The 17,732-nt window shown below is 62.4% G+C and carries 15 protein-coding genes; 7 read left to right on the forward strand and 8 right to left on the reverse strand.

The annotated features are described in order from the left end of the window. The first annotated feature begins 1,229 nt into the window (after positions 1–1,229). The 4 genes from D1Y85_RS22015 (at position 1,230) to D1Y85_RS22030 (ending at position 5,647) form a co-directional block, all read left to right on the forward strand. Positions 1,230–2,621 carry a glycosyltransferase family 2 protein gene (locus D1Y85_RS22015; RefSeq protein WP_185219073.1) on the forward strand — a complete coding sequence of 464 codons (1,392 nt, stop codon included), beginning with the start codon at positions 1,230–1,232 and terminating at the stop codon, positions 2,619–2,621. Positions 2,622–2,639: 18 nt separating this feature from the next. Further along, positions 2,640–3,602, forward strand: a complete 963-nt coding sequence (locus D1Y85_RS22020; protein ID WP_124153194.1) for a hypothetical protein — start codon at positions 2,640–2,642, stop codon at positions 3,600–3,602. Between the two features lie 3 nt (positions 3,603–3,605). Continuing rightward, the gene (locus tag D1Y85_RS22025) at positions 3,606–3,983 is read left to right on the forward strand and encodes a hypothetical protein (RefSeq protein ID WP_124153195.1); all 378 of its coding nucleotides are present in this window, start codon (positions 3,606–3,608) and stop codon (positions 3,981–3,983) included. Positions 3,984–4,558: 575 nt separating this feature from the next. Next, positions 4,559–5,647 carry an OpgC domain-containing protein gene (locus tag D1Y85_RS22030; RefSeq protein ID WP_124153196.1) on the forward strand — a complete coding sequence of 363 codons (1,089 nt, stop codon included), beginning with the start codon at positions 4,559–4,561 and terminating at the stop codon, positions 5,645–5,647. Positions 5,648–5,804: 157 nt separating this feature from the next. Here the strand turns inward: D1Y85_RS22030 and D1Y85_RS22035 are convergent, their stop codons facing one another. Continuing rightward, complete coding sequence (locus D1Y85_RS22035) at positions 5,805–6,578, reverse strand: SDR family oxidoreductase (protein ID WP_124153197.1); 774 nt, start codon at positions 6,576–6,578, stop codon at positions 5,805–5,807. Between the two features lie 190 nt (positions 6,579–6,768). Between D1Y85_RS22035 and D1Y85_RS22040 the strand changes: the two genes are divergently transcribed. Then, entirely contained in the window at positions 6,769–7,647 is an 879-nt protein-coding gene (locus tag D1Y85_RS22040; RefSeq protein WP_124153198.1) for a ProQ/FINO family protein, read from the forward strand. A gap of 109 nt (positions 7,648–7,756) precedes the next feature. On the opposite strand, the gene D1Y85_RS22045 is transcribed toward D1Y85_RS22040, so the two are convergent. The 6 genes from D1Y85_RS22045 to D1Y85_RS22070 form a co-directional block, all read right to left on the reverse strand. After that, positions 7,757–9,106, reverse strand: coding sequence for an ATP-binding protein (locus tag D1Y85_RS22045; RefSeq protein WP_124153199.1), 1,350 nt, complete (start codon positions 9,104–9,106; stop codon positions 7,757–7,759). Continuing rightward, entirely contained in the window at positions 9,103–9,765 is a 663-nt protein-coding gene (locus D1Y85_RS22050; RefSeq protein WP_124153200.1) for a response regulator, read from the reverse strand. The genes D1Y85_RS22045 and D1Y85_RS22050 overlap by 4 nt, the downstream gene beginning before the upstream one ends. A gap of 243 nt (positions 9,766–10,008) precedes the next feature. Then, complete coding sequence (locus D1Y85_RS22055; RefSeq protein WP_124153201.1) at positions 10,009–10,656, reverse strand: lytic transglycosylase domain-containing protein; 648 nt, start codon at positions 10,654–10,656, stop codon at positions 10,009–10,011. Between the two features lie 99 nt (positions 10,657–10,755). Next, on the reverse strand, positions 10,756–11,652 hold the full coding sequence (locus D1Y85_RS22060; RefSeq protein ID WP_124153202.1) for a fructose bisphosphate aldolase: 897 nt from the start codon (positions 11,650–11,652) through the stop codon (positions 10,756–10,758). Positions 11,653–11,763: 111 nt separating this feature from the next. Then, a complete protein-coding gene (locus D1Y85_RS22065; protein WP_124153203.1) occupies positions 11,764–12,537 on the reverse strand; it encodes a slipin family protein in 774 nt (257 codons plus the stop codon). Then, positions 12,534–14,069 (reverse strand): NfeD family protein, encoded by a 1,536-nt coding sequence (locus D1Y85_RS22070; RefSeq protein ID WP_124153204.1) that lies wholly within the window; start codon positions 14,067–14,069, stop codon positions 12,534–12,536. Before D1Y85_RS22070 ends, D1Y85_RS22065 begins: the two co-directional genes overlap by 4 nt. Positions 14,070–14,270: 201 nt before the next feature. Here D1Y85_RS22070 and D1Y85_RS22075 point away from each other — a divergent pair, with 201 nt between their 5' ends. Further along, positions 14,271–15,092, forward strand: coding sequence for an SDR family NAD(P)-dependent oxidoreductase (locus D1Y85_RS22075; protein ID WP_124153205.1), 822 nt, complete (start codon positions 14,271–14,273; stop codon positions 15,090–15,092). A gap of 18 nt (positions 15,093–15,110) precedes the next feature. On the opposite strand, the gene D1Y85_RS22080 is transcribed toward D1Y85_RS22075, so the two are convergent. After that, entirely contained in the window at positions 15,111–16,082 is a 972-nt protein-coding gene (locus D1Y85_RS22080; protein WP_124153206.1) for a LysR family transcriptional regulator, read from the reverse strand. Between the two features lie 174 nt (positions 16,083–16,256). Here D1Y85_RS22080 and D1Y85_RS22085 point away from each other — a divergent pair, with 174 nt between their 5' ends. Further along, entirely contained in the window at positions 16,257–17,639 is a 1,383-nt protein-coding gene (locus D1Y85_RS22085) for an aldehyde dehydrogenase family protein (protein WP_425466966.1), read from the forward strand. The last annotated feature ends 93 nt before the right edge of the window (positions 17,640–17,732 follow it).

Here is a 17,732-nt window from a genome sequence, read left to right on the forward strand (position 1 = left end):
CCATCGCTTGATGTCTTCTTCCATCTTCACGCTCATCGCCACGTTCCTTCAATTATGACTTGAGCAGGTTTTCACTGGGTCAATACAGGCATGCGTAACGTCGGCGAAACACCAGGCTTTTCAATCTGACTGTTGCGTTGGTCACCACGGCGGACGAAACGAGTGAGGTTGCTGCGCTCGTGAAGGACGCGGAGTCACTTGCTGCACTTCCGAACCGGTCGGCCGTCTTTATTCTGAACTCGTCAACGTTTGCGGTAGTGAATTTTAAATGTTCGCATAATATGAGCTACCGCGAAAACGAGAATCTCTCAACTCAAGCTACGGAAAATTTCACTCGGATTGAGGTAATGCTTCCTTACGCCTCCAGGTCGTCAGATATATAGGGATTGGCCAATTGAGCAATATGGCGAATTTCATTTATCGGACCTGCTGGAGAACAGATTCGCCATTAAAACGTTTGCGTCCGGTAAGCCTGCCCTCGGGCATATGATAAATAAGCCGGAACTTTGGCGTCCGTCATGCGTTGCCCATTGCCGCAATGGTGCCAAATGGATGTGGGTCAAGAAAAATGTTCGGGAAGCGCCAGAAGAAGATGTTTAATTTCTGCCTGTTAGTTGCTGCAAGCGCGGAGAAAGTTTGTTATGATTCTCGCGCTCGTAGCCCTATAAGAATGGTGGCTGTGCACTCTCGTCGACCGATCCGTGCCAGTCAAATTAATAAGGGCGATGCGTTGGTGATGCAGTATCACCAATACGATTTTAAAAAAATACCAACACGAAAAATTCAATCCGGGGAAGATCAAGTGATGCTGCCATCCATCTTGCAGTAACACCCTAAGCGAAGACGCACGGAAAAGCGACCCGCCATGAGCGGGGCGGGCAAGTATTTGCTCGCATGTCGGCGTCAACGTCTGAGAGATCGCGCGTGTAGCCCTAAATTCGCTGCGATATCGTCAACAACTGCTAGACCAATCGCGGTTGCCAAATAATTGACTGAGCACCTTCTTCTGTGTGTACCGGACTGGCTTTGTTGAATAGATTGCCAGGTGGTACGGGCCCGTTCGTGGTTGAGTCTTCGTCGACAACGCAGAAGCGCAGAAGCGCAGAAGCGCAGAAGCGCAGAAGCGCAGCGAGTGTGCATCTGCCCCGAAGATGATGGGGCAGGTAATCGCGTCAGGATAGTGAAAATCGCTCATCGATGTGGCATTCGGAAAACCTGATCCTTTGCACATGACAACTCATAGCAATCCAAGTGGTTCATCTGGGGGAGAGCCGGCCGTCAACGGCGCTCAGCCCACGTCATCCGACGGCGGCAAACCACGCCTGTACTTGCCCGTCAAACTCAAGTTCACGGTGGCATTCGTACTGGCCGTGGCCTGGTCCGTTCTTTCGTTTCATCTGGCTCAGCGTTGGCTCGCCGACATGACCTCTGAAATGGGCGCGGTTTGGGCATATCTGATCCTGTTCGGCATTGCGATTTTGCCTGGTAGCATGAACGCGTTCCTTATGACGAGTCTGATGCTGGACCGGCGACCGTCATTCCGCCAGAACATGGACGTGCTTCCCGGAATCAGCATTCTTGTGGCCGCATACAACGAGGAAGCCAGCATTGCGCAAACTATCGAGAGCATCGAGAAGCAGGCATATTCAGGCCCACTGCAAGTCATCGTCATCAATGATGGCTCGTCCGACGGCACGGCGGCGGAACTGGACCGGTTGAATTACCCCTGGCTGGAGGTCATCCACATGCCTCGCAACGGGGGCAAGGCACGCGCGCTTAACGAAGGTCTGAAGCATGTGCGTCACGACATCACCGTGACCGTCGACGGTGATTCATATCTATATCGCAACGCGCTGAGAAATCTCGTGAGCCGGTACCTCAGTGATCCCGCAAACACGAGAGCTGTGGCGGGAGCCGTGCTGGTACGAAATTCCCGAAAAAACCTCGTCACACGAATTCAGGAGTGGGACTACTTCCACGGCATTGCCGCCGTGAAGCGTCTGCAGAGCCTGTATCAAGGCACGCTGGTCGCACAGGGCGCATTTTCGGCGTACGACACGTCGGTACTGCGCGATGTTGGCGGCTGGCCGACCGCCGTGGGCGAGGACATTGTGCTCACGTGGGCCATTCTGCGGGCGGGGTATCGCGTTGGCTACGCCGAAAACGCTTGTCTGTTCACCAACGCGCCCGAGACGTGGAGTCAGTTTATCCGTCAACGTCAACGCTGGTCACGCGGGTTGATGGAGGCCTTCAAGGCCCACTGGCACCTGCTGTTTCAGGCACGCATGATCACGCTGTTTATCTGGTGGAACTTGCTGTTTCCTTATATGGACCTGGTCTATACGCTTGCTTTCGTTCCAGGACTCGTGTTGGCGCTCTTTGGCATTTACTGGATTGCCGGACCGATGACATTGCTAGTACTGCCAATGGCGATATTGATCAACGGCATCATGTTCCGTATCCAGTCCCGCATGTTTATCGAGCAGGGGCTGAGGGTACGCCGCAATCCCTTCGGCTTTCTCTTCTACAGCCTCTTTTACGGGCTCGTCCTGCAGCCTGCCTGCGTGGTGGGCTATTTCCAGGAATTTGTCACGCGTGGCAAGCGCTGGGGCACCAAGTAACGCTTAAAAGGATAATTCATGCACGTAAGTCGCTCCCGCAATGCGTGGGTACTCTGGCACGCGCTGAGCGTCGCCGGCGCACTGACGATTGCCTCGTTCGCTCACGCTCAATCCGTCGACGGTCCTGGCAGATATGGCGCGTTTTCCGGCGACACATTGTTCAGCGATGACAGCGACCACTTTCGGGAGGGCCGGACGAACGCCGGCTACCTTTTCTCGAACGGTTGGGGGCTCGGCGCGTCCTTCGCATACTATGACGCGCCGGATTGGTCGGGGGCCTACGGTCGCGGCTTGTTCGGCCAGTACCACTCGCACGAAGTCGCACAGAGCATAGATGCCCGCCTCGGGGTCAACGACACCGATGGCCACACGACGGCTACCGGCGCGCTCGATTACATGCATCGCGTCACTCAAAGCACGTCGCTCGGATTGAGCGCCGAGCGCGATGTGGTCGACTCGGTCGCCGGCATCGAAAAAGGCCTGACGTACAACAGCCTCATGCTTGTGCTCGACCATCAGTTCACACCGCGCTTTACGGTTGGGGCGGTAGCGGGCGCAATGTGGTTCTCGGATAACAATACGCGTTCGATGCTGCGCACGCGGTGGAGCTATGATCTGCTGCCAAACAGTGGCGTGAGCGCCTATATCAAGACGCGCACGTACTACGATAGCAATCCGGATCAAGGCAACTACTACTCGCCGCAATGGTTGAACGAGTACTCTGGCGGACTTTCGTGGCGAACCGCGCTAAGTAACAAGGTCGTGTTTTTCGTCAGCGGCGATCTTGGACATCAGAATACGGATAGCGGCGGAAACAATATCTGGGGCGCGCGCATCGGCCTGCAAAATCATCGTAGCCAGAAAGTGCAGTGGCAGATCGCCGTGGAAACGACGAACAATCACACTGGCGGTTTCTCTAGCGGTGGCGATGGCTATCGCTACACGAGCGTGACAGGTAAGTTGTTGTTCCCCTTCAACTAATTTTTGACGTTCCTGATTCGCAAACTTCGGCCGGACTTTACCCGACTACCGGAGTATCAGCGGATCGGAGTCACCGCATTTTCTTTGTGCGAGCGTTTGCGCCGGCAGGATGAACTAGATGCGAATCCTGCCGGAGAGCGCAAACCGCAGTTGATGCTATCTGGATCACCCATCATTCGATGCGCGACCATGACGCACGACCGCAACAGCACCGCGTACGTCGACGCGCGCCGCTGCCTGATCGACACATTCGAAGCCGACTCCGAAGTGACATGGCGAGCGTCGTCAACACCCGCCCATCTTTTGCCGCTGCTTGACCGCTCGGCGAACCATGCATTTGTTGCCTTTATCTCTTCGGCGCCGTCGCAGGGTGGTTTTTGACACCTTTCATTTTCCGATCGGTGCGGAGAGTTGCCGATGGCAGGGGAACCCGCGCAGCGGCGACGCGTCAACGAGGTATGTGCATACGAAACCGTATGCATCCTGCTTACGGATGCCTTGTCGCGCACACCCGGATTGCGGGCAGCGGCACCATGAACGCGCGTACGTTTCTTCGTTGTGGGGATCGTGCACCGATTTCACCCCTTGTTTCGAACCACGCCGGGCGGGCGCGCCTATACGTGTGAACGTGCGCGGGGCCGTACTGAATGTGCTCGCGAATTTAATTGTGTAAATCGAAGGGACGGAACGTACTCTATAAATGCAACCGCTCGTTACGTCCGTCCCGTTGGCTCATGTCTGGCATTAAAGTCGCTTAGATTTTGCTCGTATCCGCGGCCGTTACAACAGCCTTTCGCTGATTGATGGCTGGAATGTCTGAGGTTTGCCTACGGCAATAATCACGCGTATCGTCAGCAATCCTTACATATTTATTTCCGCTCGCCGCATACTTGATCACATCGGCTATCTGCGGCTTCGTCAATCGTAATCTTCAGTCCACGCGGGAGATGTCATTGATGAGTCAGACTGCGAAGCGCTCGATCGAAATCGACTTTCTCCGCGGGTTTGCGTTAATCGCGATTGCACTCGATCACATTCCGGCTAGCGTGCTTTCGCATGCGATGTTGCATAACTTCGCGTTTTGCGATTCCGCCGAGGTATTCGTGTTCGTAAGCGGATATGTGTCGGCGGCGAGCTGGGTAGCGACTGAGGCGCGCAAAGGCATCCGCGCGGCGAACCAGCGATTCCTGCGTCGCGGCTGGGAGATCTATGCGGCTTATCTTTGCACGGCAGCATTGATGCTGCTTTCCGGTGCTGCAGCGGTGATGCTTCGCGTGGATTCTCCGCTCGTCGGCTTGTCGGGGTTCCTGCGCTTTGCGGCGCATCCATTCACGATGCTCACCAACGTCGCACTGTTTCGCGATCAGCCCTATCTTGCCGGCGTACTGCCGATGTACGTTGCGCTGGTACTTGCGCTGCCGCTCGTCATGCCGCTTGCGTTACGCACACCCGATATCGTGCTCGTGTGCAGCTTCGCCATCTGGTTTGCCTCATGCTGGCTGGTGCGCTATCTGCCGGCGGCGCCGGGCGCGATCTGGCCGTTTAATCCGTTCGCGTGGCAGGCGATGTTCATCGTCGGTTTGCTGTGCCGGTTGTACCCCGTCTCGCACAGATTCCAGTTTTCGGCACTCGGGCGCTCGATCACAGTACTCGCGGCCGCACTGGTGCTGACCTTTGCATATCTACGCGGTTTCGCCGATCTCGATCCGCAGCCCGGCTACATGAAGCAGAACCTTGCGAGCCTGCGCATCGTCAGCTTCGGCGCGCTCGCGTGGCTGGCAGCACAGGCAGTGCGCCTCGGCTGGATACGCCGGCTGGCGCAGCGGTTGCCAGGCGTGGTCAACATCGGGCAGCAAGCGCTCGTCTGCTTCGTGGGCGGTGCGGTCGTGTCGAACCTCGTCGATACGCTGCTTCGCGCCGCACACGTCACGACGCTTTTCCCGGCGCGGCTCGCCGGCGATCTGCTCGCGATCGGCGCGCTTCTCACACTCGCGGGAGGAGCACGCCGCCTGAAGGCTGTCCGTCCGAACGTCGCGCTGACCTGATCCGATCGGCGCACGCGCACGACAAAGGTGAGTGTTTGCGGGATCGAGGTGCCAACGTGTTGCGCTGATCAGCGTAAAACACCGTGCAAACAACAAGTTGAAGTCGTATGTCAGCAGGTCCGCAAGCCCGCAAAGGTGAGGGCTTGCGGGAGCAGATTCAGGAATACACAAGTTCGCGAACATCGGTGGTCGACGTCGATCCGAATGCATCGCTCAGCGCGTACTCGATCAACTGTCGCGCTGCTGCTTCCGGCGTGGTCAGTTTGCCGTCCTGCTTGAGTTGTTCGAAACGCTCGCGCAATGGAAACCGTTCAACGCTCGTTGAGCGGATCGTGGCCTGCATGCCCGTATCGACGACGCCAGGCGCCACGCTGCATATACGCACACCATGTGGCGCATCGAGCGCCACTGCGCGCGCATGATGATCCAGCGCCGATTTCGTTGCGCAGTAGACGCTCCAGCCAGCGTACGCATTGCGGGCCGCTCCGCTCGATACATGCACGATGCGGCGCGAGGCCTGTGCCTTCGCCGTATCGGGCGCAGCAATCGCGTTCGCAAGCATCAGCGGAGCAGCGACGTTCAGCGCGATGGCGCGAGCGACCACGCCCGCGTCCTGGGCGCCACACGGAGCGATCGGATCGACCGTGCCCGCGTTGTTGAAGAGGAGCACGCAGTCGGCATCGCCGATAAAGGTGCGCAGCGCGCCGGTGGCGAGCCAGTGCTCGATGGCCGCGGTATCGGCGAGATCGAGCACGGTCTGCTCGAATGCCGTTGCGTGACGCCCCGCGAGCGACGGATGATCACCGCGTCCGAGCCCAAGGACGCGAATGCCGCGCGCAAGCAGTTCTTCTGCGAGCGCCGCGCCGAGACCGCGTGTATGTCCCGTGACGATGGCGCAAATGGAGGCGCTGGAGAGCGTGGTTGAAGTCATGTCAATCGATCAAGAGTGAAGGCGGCGCACGCAAAGCGTTGTCGCGCGCAGATCCTGTGAATGCCTGGGAATGCGAGCCGAAGAAGGGGCGGTATCGCGTGATTGAACGGCTCTTGACGTGCCGCGCCGGAAATGCGGCTCGCGATTCGGTATCATAGCGGCCGAACCCCCACAAGGAAGAGAGCTGGACGTGAAAGCCGCATCGCAACAACGCCGTACCCTGAGCTTCAAGGAAGGTCTTCTGGAAATCAAGAAGAGCATGGGGAAGGGCTCGGGACAAGCGCCCGAAGAACAGCACCAGGCGCCGCAGGACAAGCCCGCACGCAAGGGGACGCCCGCGCTCGCCAAGGATAAGGACGCCCGTGCGAAAGACGCGCGTTCGCGCGCACGGCCGCAGCAGCCCGGTGGCCGGCCGCAGGGCGGCAATCCGCAAGGTGGCAAGCCGCAGCAGCCGAAGCAGGCCCGTCCGCAGAAGCCTGGCGAGCGCCCCGCGCAGCAGCGCCAGCGGCCCGGCCGGGCGCCGGTGCAGCCCGCGGCGAACCTTAGCGATGCCGAAAAGGCGCGCATCGAGCGCAATCGCCAGCTCAACACAGTCTGGAACCTTTTTGCCAGGCACTACCCGGCATTTCGCGACCGGTTGCCGCTCAAGATTGGCGTCGCTGAAGACCTCGTCGCGCGTCACCCGGACTTTGACCGCACGATGATCGTGGCGGTGCTGAAGCGTCATGTGAACCACCCGCGCTACCACGAGCGCGTCGCGGCCGGCGGTTCGCGCTACGAGCTGGACGGCACCGTGTCGGCGGGCCCGGGCATCGATCCGTCGCATGTTGGCCGGGCGAACGCGGCATTGGCACGCCAGAAGGCGAAGGCCGAAGCACGGGCGCAGGAAAAGGATGATGGCAAGCCCCAGCCGAAGCCCCAGGACGCGGCGCTGGCGCCAGTCGCCGATGCGCAGCCTCAGCCTCCGCAAGCCGAGGCTCCGGCTCAGGCGTCAGTCCCTGAAGGCGCAGCGGCTCCCGCACAGGCGCCGGCCCCCGAAGGCGTCGAACCGCCCGCAGCGGGCGCATAGGCGTCATCTCCCGGATCGAGCCGGGCCTCCGCGCCCGGCATCACCACGCTCGGACGTGCGCATCGTATGCATACCGCATACGATGCGCACTCGCACGGCCCAAGATCGATCAGACGGCTTCGCGCTCCGGCGTCCGCAAGCCGCCCACCGACGCAGTGAGTCCCCGTCCGCCCGGGCTGTTGCGCAGCCTGATCGCCAACTGGTGACGCTGCGCAATGCGCGCGGCGATCGAGAGTCCGAGTCCGCTTCCCGTTCCCTGAACGTGGTTGCCGCGATAAAAGCGGTCAAGCACGCGCTCGATATCTTCATCGGGAATGCCCGGGCCGTTGTCGATGACTTCGAATCCGGCGCTATCGCCGCGGCGCGTCAGAACGAGATCCACCTTGCCGCCGTGCGGCGTGTAGCGAATCGCGTTGTCGAGCAGGTTGTTGAGCAGCGTGCTCAATCCATGCGCGTCGGCGATGACCTCGCATGGGTCGTCCTGCGTGACCGGTGGTCTCGATTCGAGACCGAGGTCGATTCCCCTTTCCTCCGCCAGCAGCGAGAAATCGCCGACCGCCTGTTCGCCGATCCGGCGCAGGCTCACGATCGTGTCCGGGCCGGCCGGCTGGGAATCCTCGCGCGCGAGCGTGAGTAGTTGCTGTACGAGGCGGATGGTCCGGTTCAGGCGCGTGGCGATGCGCTCGACGGTCTGTGCATCGCCCGTCAGGCTGCCGTCGTGGAGCGCGGCCTGCCACTGCAGTTTCAGCGCGGCGAGCGGCGAGCGCAATTCGTGCGCTGCGTCCGCGATGAAGGTGCGCTGTGCTTGCGAGGCGAAATGAAGGCGATAAAGCAGATCGTTGAGCGCGGTCACGAGCGGACGCAGTTCGACAGGCACTGAGTCACCGAGCGGCAGCGGTTCGAGCGAATGCAGGGAGCGCGTGGCGAGCAGTTCCGACAGGGCGCCAAGCGGTGCGAGTCCGCGCGTCACGGCGAGCAACACGAGGACGATCGCCACGGGGACCAGCAAGGCGAGCGGCCAAAGTGTGTGCAGGGCGAGCCTGAGCGCCAGCGCATCGCGTACCGAAACCGGTTGCGCGACCTGGACGAATCGGCCTGCCTGCTGCGTGCCAAACACGCGCCAATGGGTTTCGTCGTGTTCGACGGTGCGCAGGCCTTCCTGAAAACGCGGCAGCGGCGGCGCGGCACGCGAGCGATAGACGAGTTCGCCCGATGGGCTCCACACTTCGATCAGGATCCGGTCGTCGGCTATGCCCTCAAAACCGGGACTGGCCTCCTCGACGTTGCGGGCCGCCGCCAGATTCGCCGGCATCGAGAGCGCAACGGCACGCAACTCATAGTCGAACAGTTCGCTTGCTTCTTCGCGGGCCGTATGGAAAATGGCGGCGCCGGCGATCACGGCGGCAGCGGCGAATCCGAAGATCAGCCACGCAAGCAACTTGCGGCGGATCGACCTCATTCGCACCTCTTCAGCCGATAACCCACGCCACGCACGGTGACGATCTGCTCGGCGCCGAGTTTGCGCCGCAAGCTGTGCACATGCACTTCGATCGTGTTGCTGCCGACTTCCTCGCCCCAGCCGTACAAGCGGTCTTCGAGTTCGGCTTTCGTGAAGACCCGCGTGGGCTCCTCGATCAGGATATGCAGCAGGGCGAATTCACGCGGCACGAGCGGGACGGTCGTGCCCGCGAGCGTCACGGTGTGCGACGCGGGATCGAGCGCCAGATCGCCGTGCGTGTAAACCGGCTGCTTCTGGCCGACGCGGCGGCGCAGAAGGGCGCGCGCTCGCGCTGCCAGCTCGTCGAGGTCGAAGGGTTTGACGAGGTAGTCGTCCGCGCCTGCGTCGAGGCCACCGATGCGATCGGTCACCGCGTCGCGCGCGGTCAGGATGATGATGGGCGCTTCGCCGCCGCGATTGCGGTATCCGTTGAGCACGTCGATGCCGTCTTTTTTCGGCAGACCCAGATCGAGCAGCACGAGGTCGTAGACGCCGTGACCGAGCGAAAGCTCGGCCTCACGGCCGTCGCGTGCCCAGTCGATCGCGTAGCCTTCCCGGCGCAGCGACTCGAGCACGGGTTCCGCAATCATTTCATCGTCTTCCACCAGCAGCAGACGCATGGCACATTTCCGGAGCTTTACCACCCGACATTGTCGGGCATTGCGGCTTAAGGTTACCTTAAGCATTGCAGGGCGCGGAACGGTTTGCGCTGCAGGAGCCAGGCAGCACCAACGAGGCGTTGCGCGCGACGACATCGGCCGACGCGCGCGATTCCTGTTTCACGCTCCGGATTCGGCATATTGCTACGGTGTGCAAATCATTTTTTGGAGTCGGTACACGGTCATCAGGCCGCGGTCCGCGACTCAGTTAGCGCGGGATCCGACCGCCGGGACGGCAGAACTGCCCGATGCAGCCGCTGCCACCGGGGAAGATGCGTCGGATACCGCAGACGCGGCGTCGTAGGCATCGGGCGACACGAACACGACGGGCACGGCTGTCCCGCTCGCCGTGTCCGGGCCCGCCTTTGCGGCGTCGAAGAGCGGGGCGAACTCGACGGCGCGCGAATCGATCATCTGCGCATAGGCGAAAGACCCGCCGTAGACCTTCATGGCGGCATCGAGGTTGCCACCCGCGTCGCGCATGTAGCCGTACAGGATCGACGAGCCGAGATCGATATTGACGTCCGGATTGGTGAGGTCCTTCACGTGGCGCAACAGGTCGCGGTGCGCCGACGGTACGACCTGCATCAGACCGGTTGCGCCATGCGGGCCGCGCGCCTTCTCGCGAAAGCGTGATTCAATCGAGATGATGGCGAGAAGGACCGCAGGCGGCAGTGAATACTTTTGCGCGGCCGCGGTGACCGCCTCAGAGATCTGCAAAGCCTTTTGCTTCGCCACGCCGAAGCGTTGCGTGAGGTATGTGGAGATGTTGTCGGTCGCTGGGCTCTGCTGGGCCCACGCTTGCTGAAGGAGGCCCGGCAGCAGGACGATCAGGCAAAGAAACCGCCTCATGGTCAGTGCATGTCGAGAGGATAACGAAGCGGCAAGTATAACCGCATGCCCGGCCGGGCATGCGGTAACCGGACACCTCGCCCATGCCCGGCGCAACGATCAGGCTTTGTCGACGGACGCCTTCCAGATTTCGTCGATGCTCGTCGCCAGCGCGGCGTCGAATTCAGCGTCGCTCATGGACTTCGTAAGGTCGTTGATGAGCGCTCGCGAAAAGCTTGCAATCATGCGGTGATTGGCCATGAGGCGCCGGCAGGCGTCGCTGCGTGTGTAACCGCCCGAGAGCGCCACGACGCGCACGACGCGCGGATGCTCGATCAATGGCAGATAGAAGTCCGGCGTATCGGGAATCGTCAGCTTGATCATGACGTTGCGCGAGTCCGGCAACGCATCGAGGCCCTTGAGCAATGCCGTGCGCAGGAGCGCTTCGGCTTCGGCCTTGTCGGCGATCTTGATGGAGACTTCGGGTTCGAGAATCGGCACGAGGCCGTGTGCGCCAATCTGCGCGGCAAGCTCGAATTGCTGCTCGACAATCGCGGCAATGCCAGCAGGAGAGGCCCCTTCGATGACCGAACGCATCTTGGTTCCGAAGATGCCGGCCTTCACCGCACATTCGAGCAGGGCATCGAGCGCAGGAATTGGCTTCATGAGCCGCACACCGTCGGCCTCGGTTTCCAGCCCTTTATCGACCTTCAGAAACGGTACCACGCCGCGGTCTTCCCACAGGAAAGCCGGCACGGGTTTGCCTTGAGCCGTACCGTCCATCGTGGCCTCGAACAGGATCGCGCCGATCACTTTGGCACCCGTAAATGCAGGCGCTGTGATGATCCGGACGCGCATTTCGTGAATGAGGCGGAACATTTCGGTGTCGCCGCTATATGCGCTGTCGGGAACGCCGTACTGGCGCAGCGCACCTGGCGTCGAACCGCCGCTCTGGTCCAGCGCCGCGATGAAACCGGGTTTATCGCCCATCTGCGCCAGCATTGTGTCGTTCGCCATGTCTGCTTCTCCGAAATAGGGCACCGCTTAGGCGCGATCGTATGACCCCATCCTGGTGCGCACAGTTGGCAGCCGCACGTTGCGTACCCGCGAAAATATCGTGCGGGCCGCTTAACGCTCACCGCGCCGGTCGAAGCGTTCGAGCAGCGCGGTCAGCAGGTCGACCGGCAGCGGAAAGACGATGGTCGAGTTCTTGTCGGCCGCTATCGTCGTGAGGGTCTGCAGATAACGCAGTTGCATCGCCTGCGGCTGCAGCGCGAGTCGCTGCGCGGCCTGTAGCAGCTTTTCGGACGCCTGCAGTTCGCCCTCGGCATGGATCACCTTTGCGCGCCGCTCGCGCTCGGCTTCGGCCTGGCGCGCGATCGCGCGGATCATCGTTTCGTTCAGATCCACGTGCTTGATCTCGACGTTCGACACCTTGATCCCCCACGCATCCGTCTGGGCGTCGAGTGTCTTCTGGATATCGGCGTTCAGCTGCTCGCGCTCGGCGAGGAGGGCGTCGAGTTCATGCTTGCCGAGCACCGCGCGCAGCGTGGTCTGCGAGAGCTGGCTCGTCGCCTCCAGGAAGCGCGCGACCTGGATCACGGCCTTTTCCGGATCGACGACGCGAAAGTACACCACGGCGTTGACTTTCACCGATACGTTGTCGCGCGTGATGACGTCCTGCGGCGGCACGTCGAATACGACCGTGCGCAGGTCCATGCGCACCGCCTGCTGGACGACCGGGATGATGAGCACGAGCCCCGGCCCCTTGACCTTCCAGAACCGGCCGAGCATGAACACCACGCCGCGTTCGTATTCGCGAAAGACGCGGATCGAGGACGCGGCGAGCAGTATCGCCAGCACCAGCAGGACGCTTGAGAAGCCAAACGTGTAGCCGATCATGATTGTTCTCCTTCGCTCGGCACTTCATGTAATGGCGTGACGGTCAGCTTCAGGCCGCTGCGGCCGGTCACGCGTACGCGGCTGCCCGCAGCGAGCGGCGCGTCGCATGCGACCTGCCAGCGCTCGCCGAGCACGCGTGCCCAACCCGTGGCCAAAGGCCCCGAACCCGCGACGGCGGTGCGCTTGTCGGGCTGCAAGCCATCGTCGATCACTTCGCCGATACTGCCGACGATCGCCTCCGCGCCGGTCACGACCGGACGCCGCCGCGCGCGCAGCGCGACGCTCGACACCGTTCCGACGAACGCCGCGCCGCCGAGCGCGAGACCGGCGATCAGGGGCAGGGGAATGCCGTAGCCCGGGGTGTTCGTGTCGATCAGCATCAGCGATCCGATTGCAAAGGCCACGATGCCGCCGAACCCCAGTACGCCGAACGTGGGCAGGAACGCCTCGGCGACGAGACACGCAAGTCCGAGCAGCACGAGGCCGAGGCCCGCGTAGTTCACGGGCAACAGTTGCATCGCAAAGAGGCCGATCAAAAGACAGATTGCGCCGACGACGCCGGGCAGCACGAAGCCGGGGTTGGCGAACTCGAAGAAAAGGCCGTACACGCCTAGCGACAGCAGGATCAACGCGACGTTCGGATCGGTGATGATCGACAGGAAGTGGCTGCGCCAGTCCGGTTCGACGAAGACGAGCGGCGCGTGCGCGGTGGCGATGCGTGTCGGACCGGCCGTGGTCATCGCGGTGCGGCCGTCGAGCTGGCGTGCGAGATCGCCCGGGTCCTGCGCGATCAGATCGATGACGTGCTGATCGAGCGCCTCCGTTGCCGACAGGCTCACGGCGTCGCGGACCGCGTGCTCGGCCCAGTCGGCGTTGCGCCCGCGTAGCTGGGCGAGTCCGCGGATATACGCGGAGGAGTCGTGCATGACCTTGCGGGCTTCCGTCGCTTCCGTCCCGCCCGGAAGTGGGCCTTGCACCGGGCCCGTCTGTGCGCCCGACGCGGCGCTCGCGGGGCCGGTGGGGCTGATGGGACTGATGGGTCCGGCGGGGTTTCCTCCCCCTGCGCCGCCAATACCGAACTGCACGGGCGACGCCGCGCCGAGGTTGGTGCCCGGCGCCATCGCCGCGAAATGGCTCGCGTACACGATATAGGTGCCCGCACTCGCGGCGCGCGCGCCGCCCGGAGCGACGAACGCAGCGACGGGCACCGGCGACGCGAGAATCGCCTTGATGATCTGCCGCATCGACGTGTCGAGTCCGCCGGGTGTGTCGAGCTGGAGGATCACGAGCGGCGCGCGCCGCTCTGCCGCGCGGGCGAGCGTCCGGACGACGAAATCGGCGCTCGCGGGCCCAATCGCGCTGTTGACGGTCATCACGACGACGGCCGTCTGCGGGGAGGGCGCCGCTGCAACGGCACACACGACGAGCAGCGCCGCAAACAGCGCGGCGCGGGCGACCCGCGCCGGCAGTGGGTGGCGCGGATGAAGCGGTGGCGCATCGGGCGCTGCTGGCGAAGTGCGATGAAAGAGCATCGGGGCAACCGGGCGGCGTGTGGGAAAAGCAACGACCCAATGCTTAAAGAGTAGGCGGTTTCTGCAAAGGGCGTGATTCCCTCAGGGAAGCAACTGCGGAGGACGTCGCTGCGGGATCGGCACCCTTGACGGCGCTGACTTGCCAGGGCAAATTGATAACTGTTATTTCGCAAAAATGAATCGATTGATATACAAATTGCAATGACAAATCGCACCGCGGCTTCCGGCACCCCAGGTCTACGTGTTGCTCCCGTTCGCGAGCGGCGGGCCGCTTATCCCAGTCTCAGTGGCAAAACGGTCTTTATCACCGGCGGTGGCAGCGGCATCGGCGCCGCCATGGTGGAGGCTTTTGCGCAGCAGGGCGCGCACGTCGCTTTCGTCGATGTGGCGGAAGAAGCCAGCGTATCGCTGTGCGAGCGTCTGCAGGCGTTGGGACTGCCGAGGCCCTGGTGGAAAGCGTGCGACGTGAGTGACGTGCGGGCACTGCAGGCCGCAGTGGGCGAGGCCGTCGCGGAACTGGGCGACTTCGAGGTGCTGGTCAACAACGTGGCCAGCGATCAGCGTCACTCGCTCGAGGACGTCACGCCCGAGTATTACGAGGAGCGCATGGCGATCAACGAGCGTCCCGCGTTATTCGCGATTCAGGCCGTGGTGCCCGGTATGCGCCGGCTGGGGCGCGGCTCGATTGTCAATCTCGGCTCGACGGGCTGGCAGGGCAAGGCCGGCGAGTACCCCTGTTATGCGATCGCCAAGTCATCGGTGAACGGTCTCACGCGCGGACTGGCGCGTCCTCTCGGCCAGGATCGGATTCGTATCAATACGGTCTCCCCAGGATGGGTCATGACCGAACGTCAGATGACGAAGTGGCTCGACGCGGCAGGGGAGGAAGACATCAAGCGGAACCAGTGTCTACCGGACAAGCTGATGCCGCATGATATTGCCGCCATGGTGCTGTTCCTCGCGTCCGACGATGCCGAAATGTGCACCGCTCAGGAGTTTCTGGTCGACGCCGGATGGATCTGATCCCCCGGGCGAGCCGGGTCAGGCTTCGGCCCACTCGTGATTGATTTTGCGGCCATAGGCGTCGAGGCTAGCGGACTGCAGCGCGCGCATCATGGCCCGTGCGCCCGGCGACGGCAACTGGTCGCGGCGCGTGATGATCCCGAACGCGTCCATGTTGCATTGCATCTCGAGCGGCAACAGGGCGGCCACGCCGTGCGACGCATAGTATTGCCCGACCGCGGTGCTGAGCACGGCAATCGTGTCGCTCTGCTCCAGCATCTTCGTGATGAAGAGCTGGGACGAGGTTTCGATCAGGTTGATGGGAGGCGCAAGCCCCTTTTCCTGGAACATCAGATCGAAGCGGTGGCGCAGCACGCTGCCAGCGGGCGGAACGATCCAGCCCGCCGAATCGACATCGCGAAGTGTGAGTCCCGGAATCGACAGCAGCGGATGGTTGCAGCGCACCAGCGCGCAGACGGGCTCGTCGGAGAGTGGCTCGTAGCGGTACATGGCTTTGTCGTGGTCGGCGTTCAGGCGCGCCACGACCATATCGAGCTTGCCCTGCGCGAGGCGATCCATCAGCACCGGACTGGTGTCGATCTCCAGCGAGACGTTCAGATTCGGATGGGCCTGTTTGACGTAAGAAACGGCCTGGGGCAGCAGGGCGATGCCCGGGGACGTGATGGCCCCCACCCCGACCTGGCCGAACAGGCCGGCCTTGATGGCCGATATCTCGTCGTAGGCCTGCCCCAGGTTGGCCAGCACCATGCGGGCGTGGCGAATCATCGATTCACCGTACCAGGTGGGGCGCATGCCGCGCGGCAGGCGCTCGAACAGTTCTACCTCCAGTACGTCTTCGAGATCCTTGAGCAGCTTCGACGCTGCCGGCTGAGTCATGTTCAGCACCTGCGCGGCGCGATGGATGTTGCCTTCCTCGGCCAGTGCGACCAGCAGCAGCAACTGGCGCGTCTTGAGGCGCGCGCGGATGAACCAGTGAGTGTACGGGGGCATGTGCGAAGTGCGATATCAGAATTTGTATCGATACCTGAATATTCTATATTAGACCCATATTCATACCGATCCTAGACTGTCTGCGCAACCTAATCGAGGGCACGCACCAGCATGGGTGAGGCAGCCATAGACGTCAGGAATTACATCAACGGACGTTGGGTCAACGGCGTGACGATGGGGTATCGCAACAACCCGTCCGATACGCGGGAAGTCGTGGCCGAATATGCCCGGGCGGATCGCACGCAGGCCGAGGAAGCCGCGCGCGCCGCAGCCGATGCGTTTGTCCTCTGGCAAGTCAGCGCGACGCAGCGCCGGTGCGATGCGCTGGACCAGATCGGCGGCGAACTGCTGGCCCGCAAGGAAGAACTGGGCCGCCTGCTGGCCCGCGAGGAGGGCAAGACGCTGCCCGAAGCGGTCGCCGAGGTAGTCCGTGCAGGACAGATCTTCAAGTTTTTTGCAGGCGAGGCGCTACGCATTCAGGGGGAGACGATGGCGTCGGAGCGTCCCGATGTGCAAGTGGACGTTACGCCCGCAGCGGTCGGTGTGTTCGGGGTGATCGCCCCCTGGAGTTCGCCGTTCGCCGTTCCCGCATGGACGATCGCGCCTGCATTGGCGTACGGGAACACGGTCATATTGAAGTCGGCGGAACTCGCGCCGGCCTGCGGCGCGGCACTGGCCGAGATCATCAGCCGGGCCCAGTTGCCTTCGGGTGTCTTCAACTTTCTCGTCGGCAGCGGACGCGAGGTCGGGCAGGCGCTGGTGGACAGTCCGCTCGTCGATGCGATCAGTTTTGCCGGATCGCAGGGCATCGGCGCCCAGATCCAGCGCGCAACCGCCGCGCGTGGCGCGCGAGCGCAACTGGATATGGGCGGCAAAAATCCGCTGATCGTGCTGGCCGACGCCGACCAGGACGCCGCGGTGGAGTGTGCGATTCGAGGCGCGTTCGCCTCGGCCGGACAGCGTTGCACCGCATCGAGCAGCGTGATCGTCGAATCGGCGGTGCATGACGCGTTCGTGCAGAAAATGGCGAGACGCATGGCGGCCCTCAAGGTCGGAAATGCCATGGGCCGCGGCATCGACATCGGGCCCGTGGTCGATGAAAGCCGGCTGACGCAGAACCAGCGCTTTCTCGACGTGGCGCGCAGCGAAGGTGCCGAGCACGTGTGCGGTGGGGAACTGATCGAGGCGGCGTCGCCCGGCCACTATATGCGTCCTGCGTTGTGGCTGGCGCGGCCGCAGGACCGGATTGCCCGCGAAGAGATCTTCGGTCCGGTGGCCGCGGTGCTCGAAGCCGACGATTACGAACACGCGCTCGCGCTGGCCAACAATACGCCCGACGGCCGGTGCGCGGGCCTGTGCACCCGATCGCTTTCCCGGGCCATGCATTTCAGGCGGCACGCCGTGGTGGGCATGACGGTAGTCAACCTGCCGACTGTGGACGTGGATTTCCGCGTTCCCGTCGGGGGGCGCAAGAGATCCAGCCCTGGTCCGGGTGAACGGGGACGTGATGCCTCCGGGTTCTACACCACGGTCAAGACGGGGTACATGAAGGTTTGAACAAAGGCCTGCTCACGCTTCTGGCAGGCCGTGCAGATAGCAATTCAACCGCAGTTATTCAATAAACCCGCCCGCCTGGACTGCGGCCAGAAC

This window comes from Paraburkholderia dinghuensis (genome assembly GCF_003837865.1).
Classification (GTDB): domain Bacteria; phylum Pseudomonadota; class Gammaproteobacteria; order Burkholderiales; family Burkholderiaceae; genus Paraburkholderia; species Paraburkholderia dinghuensis.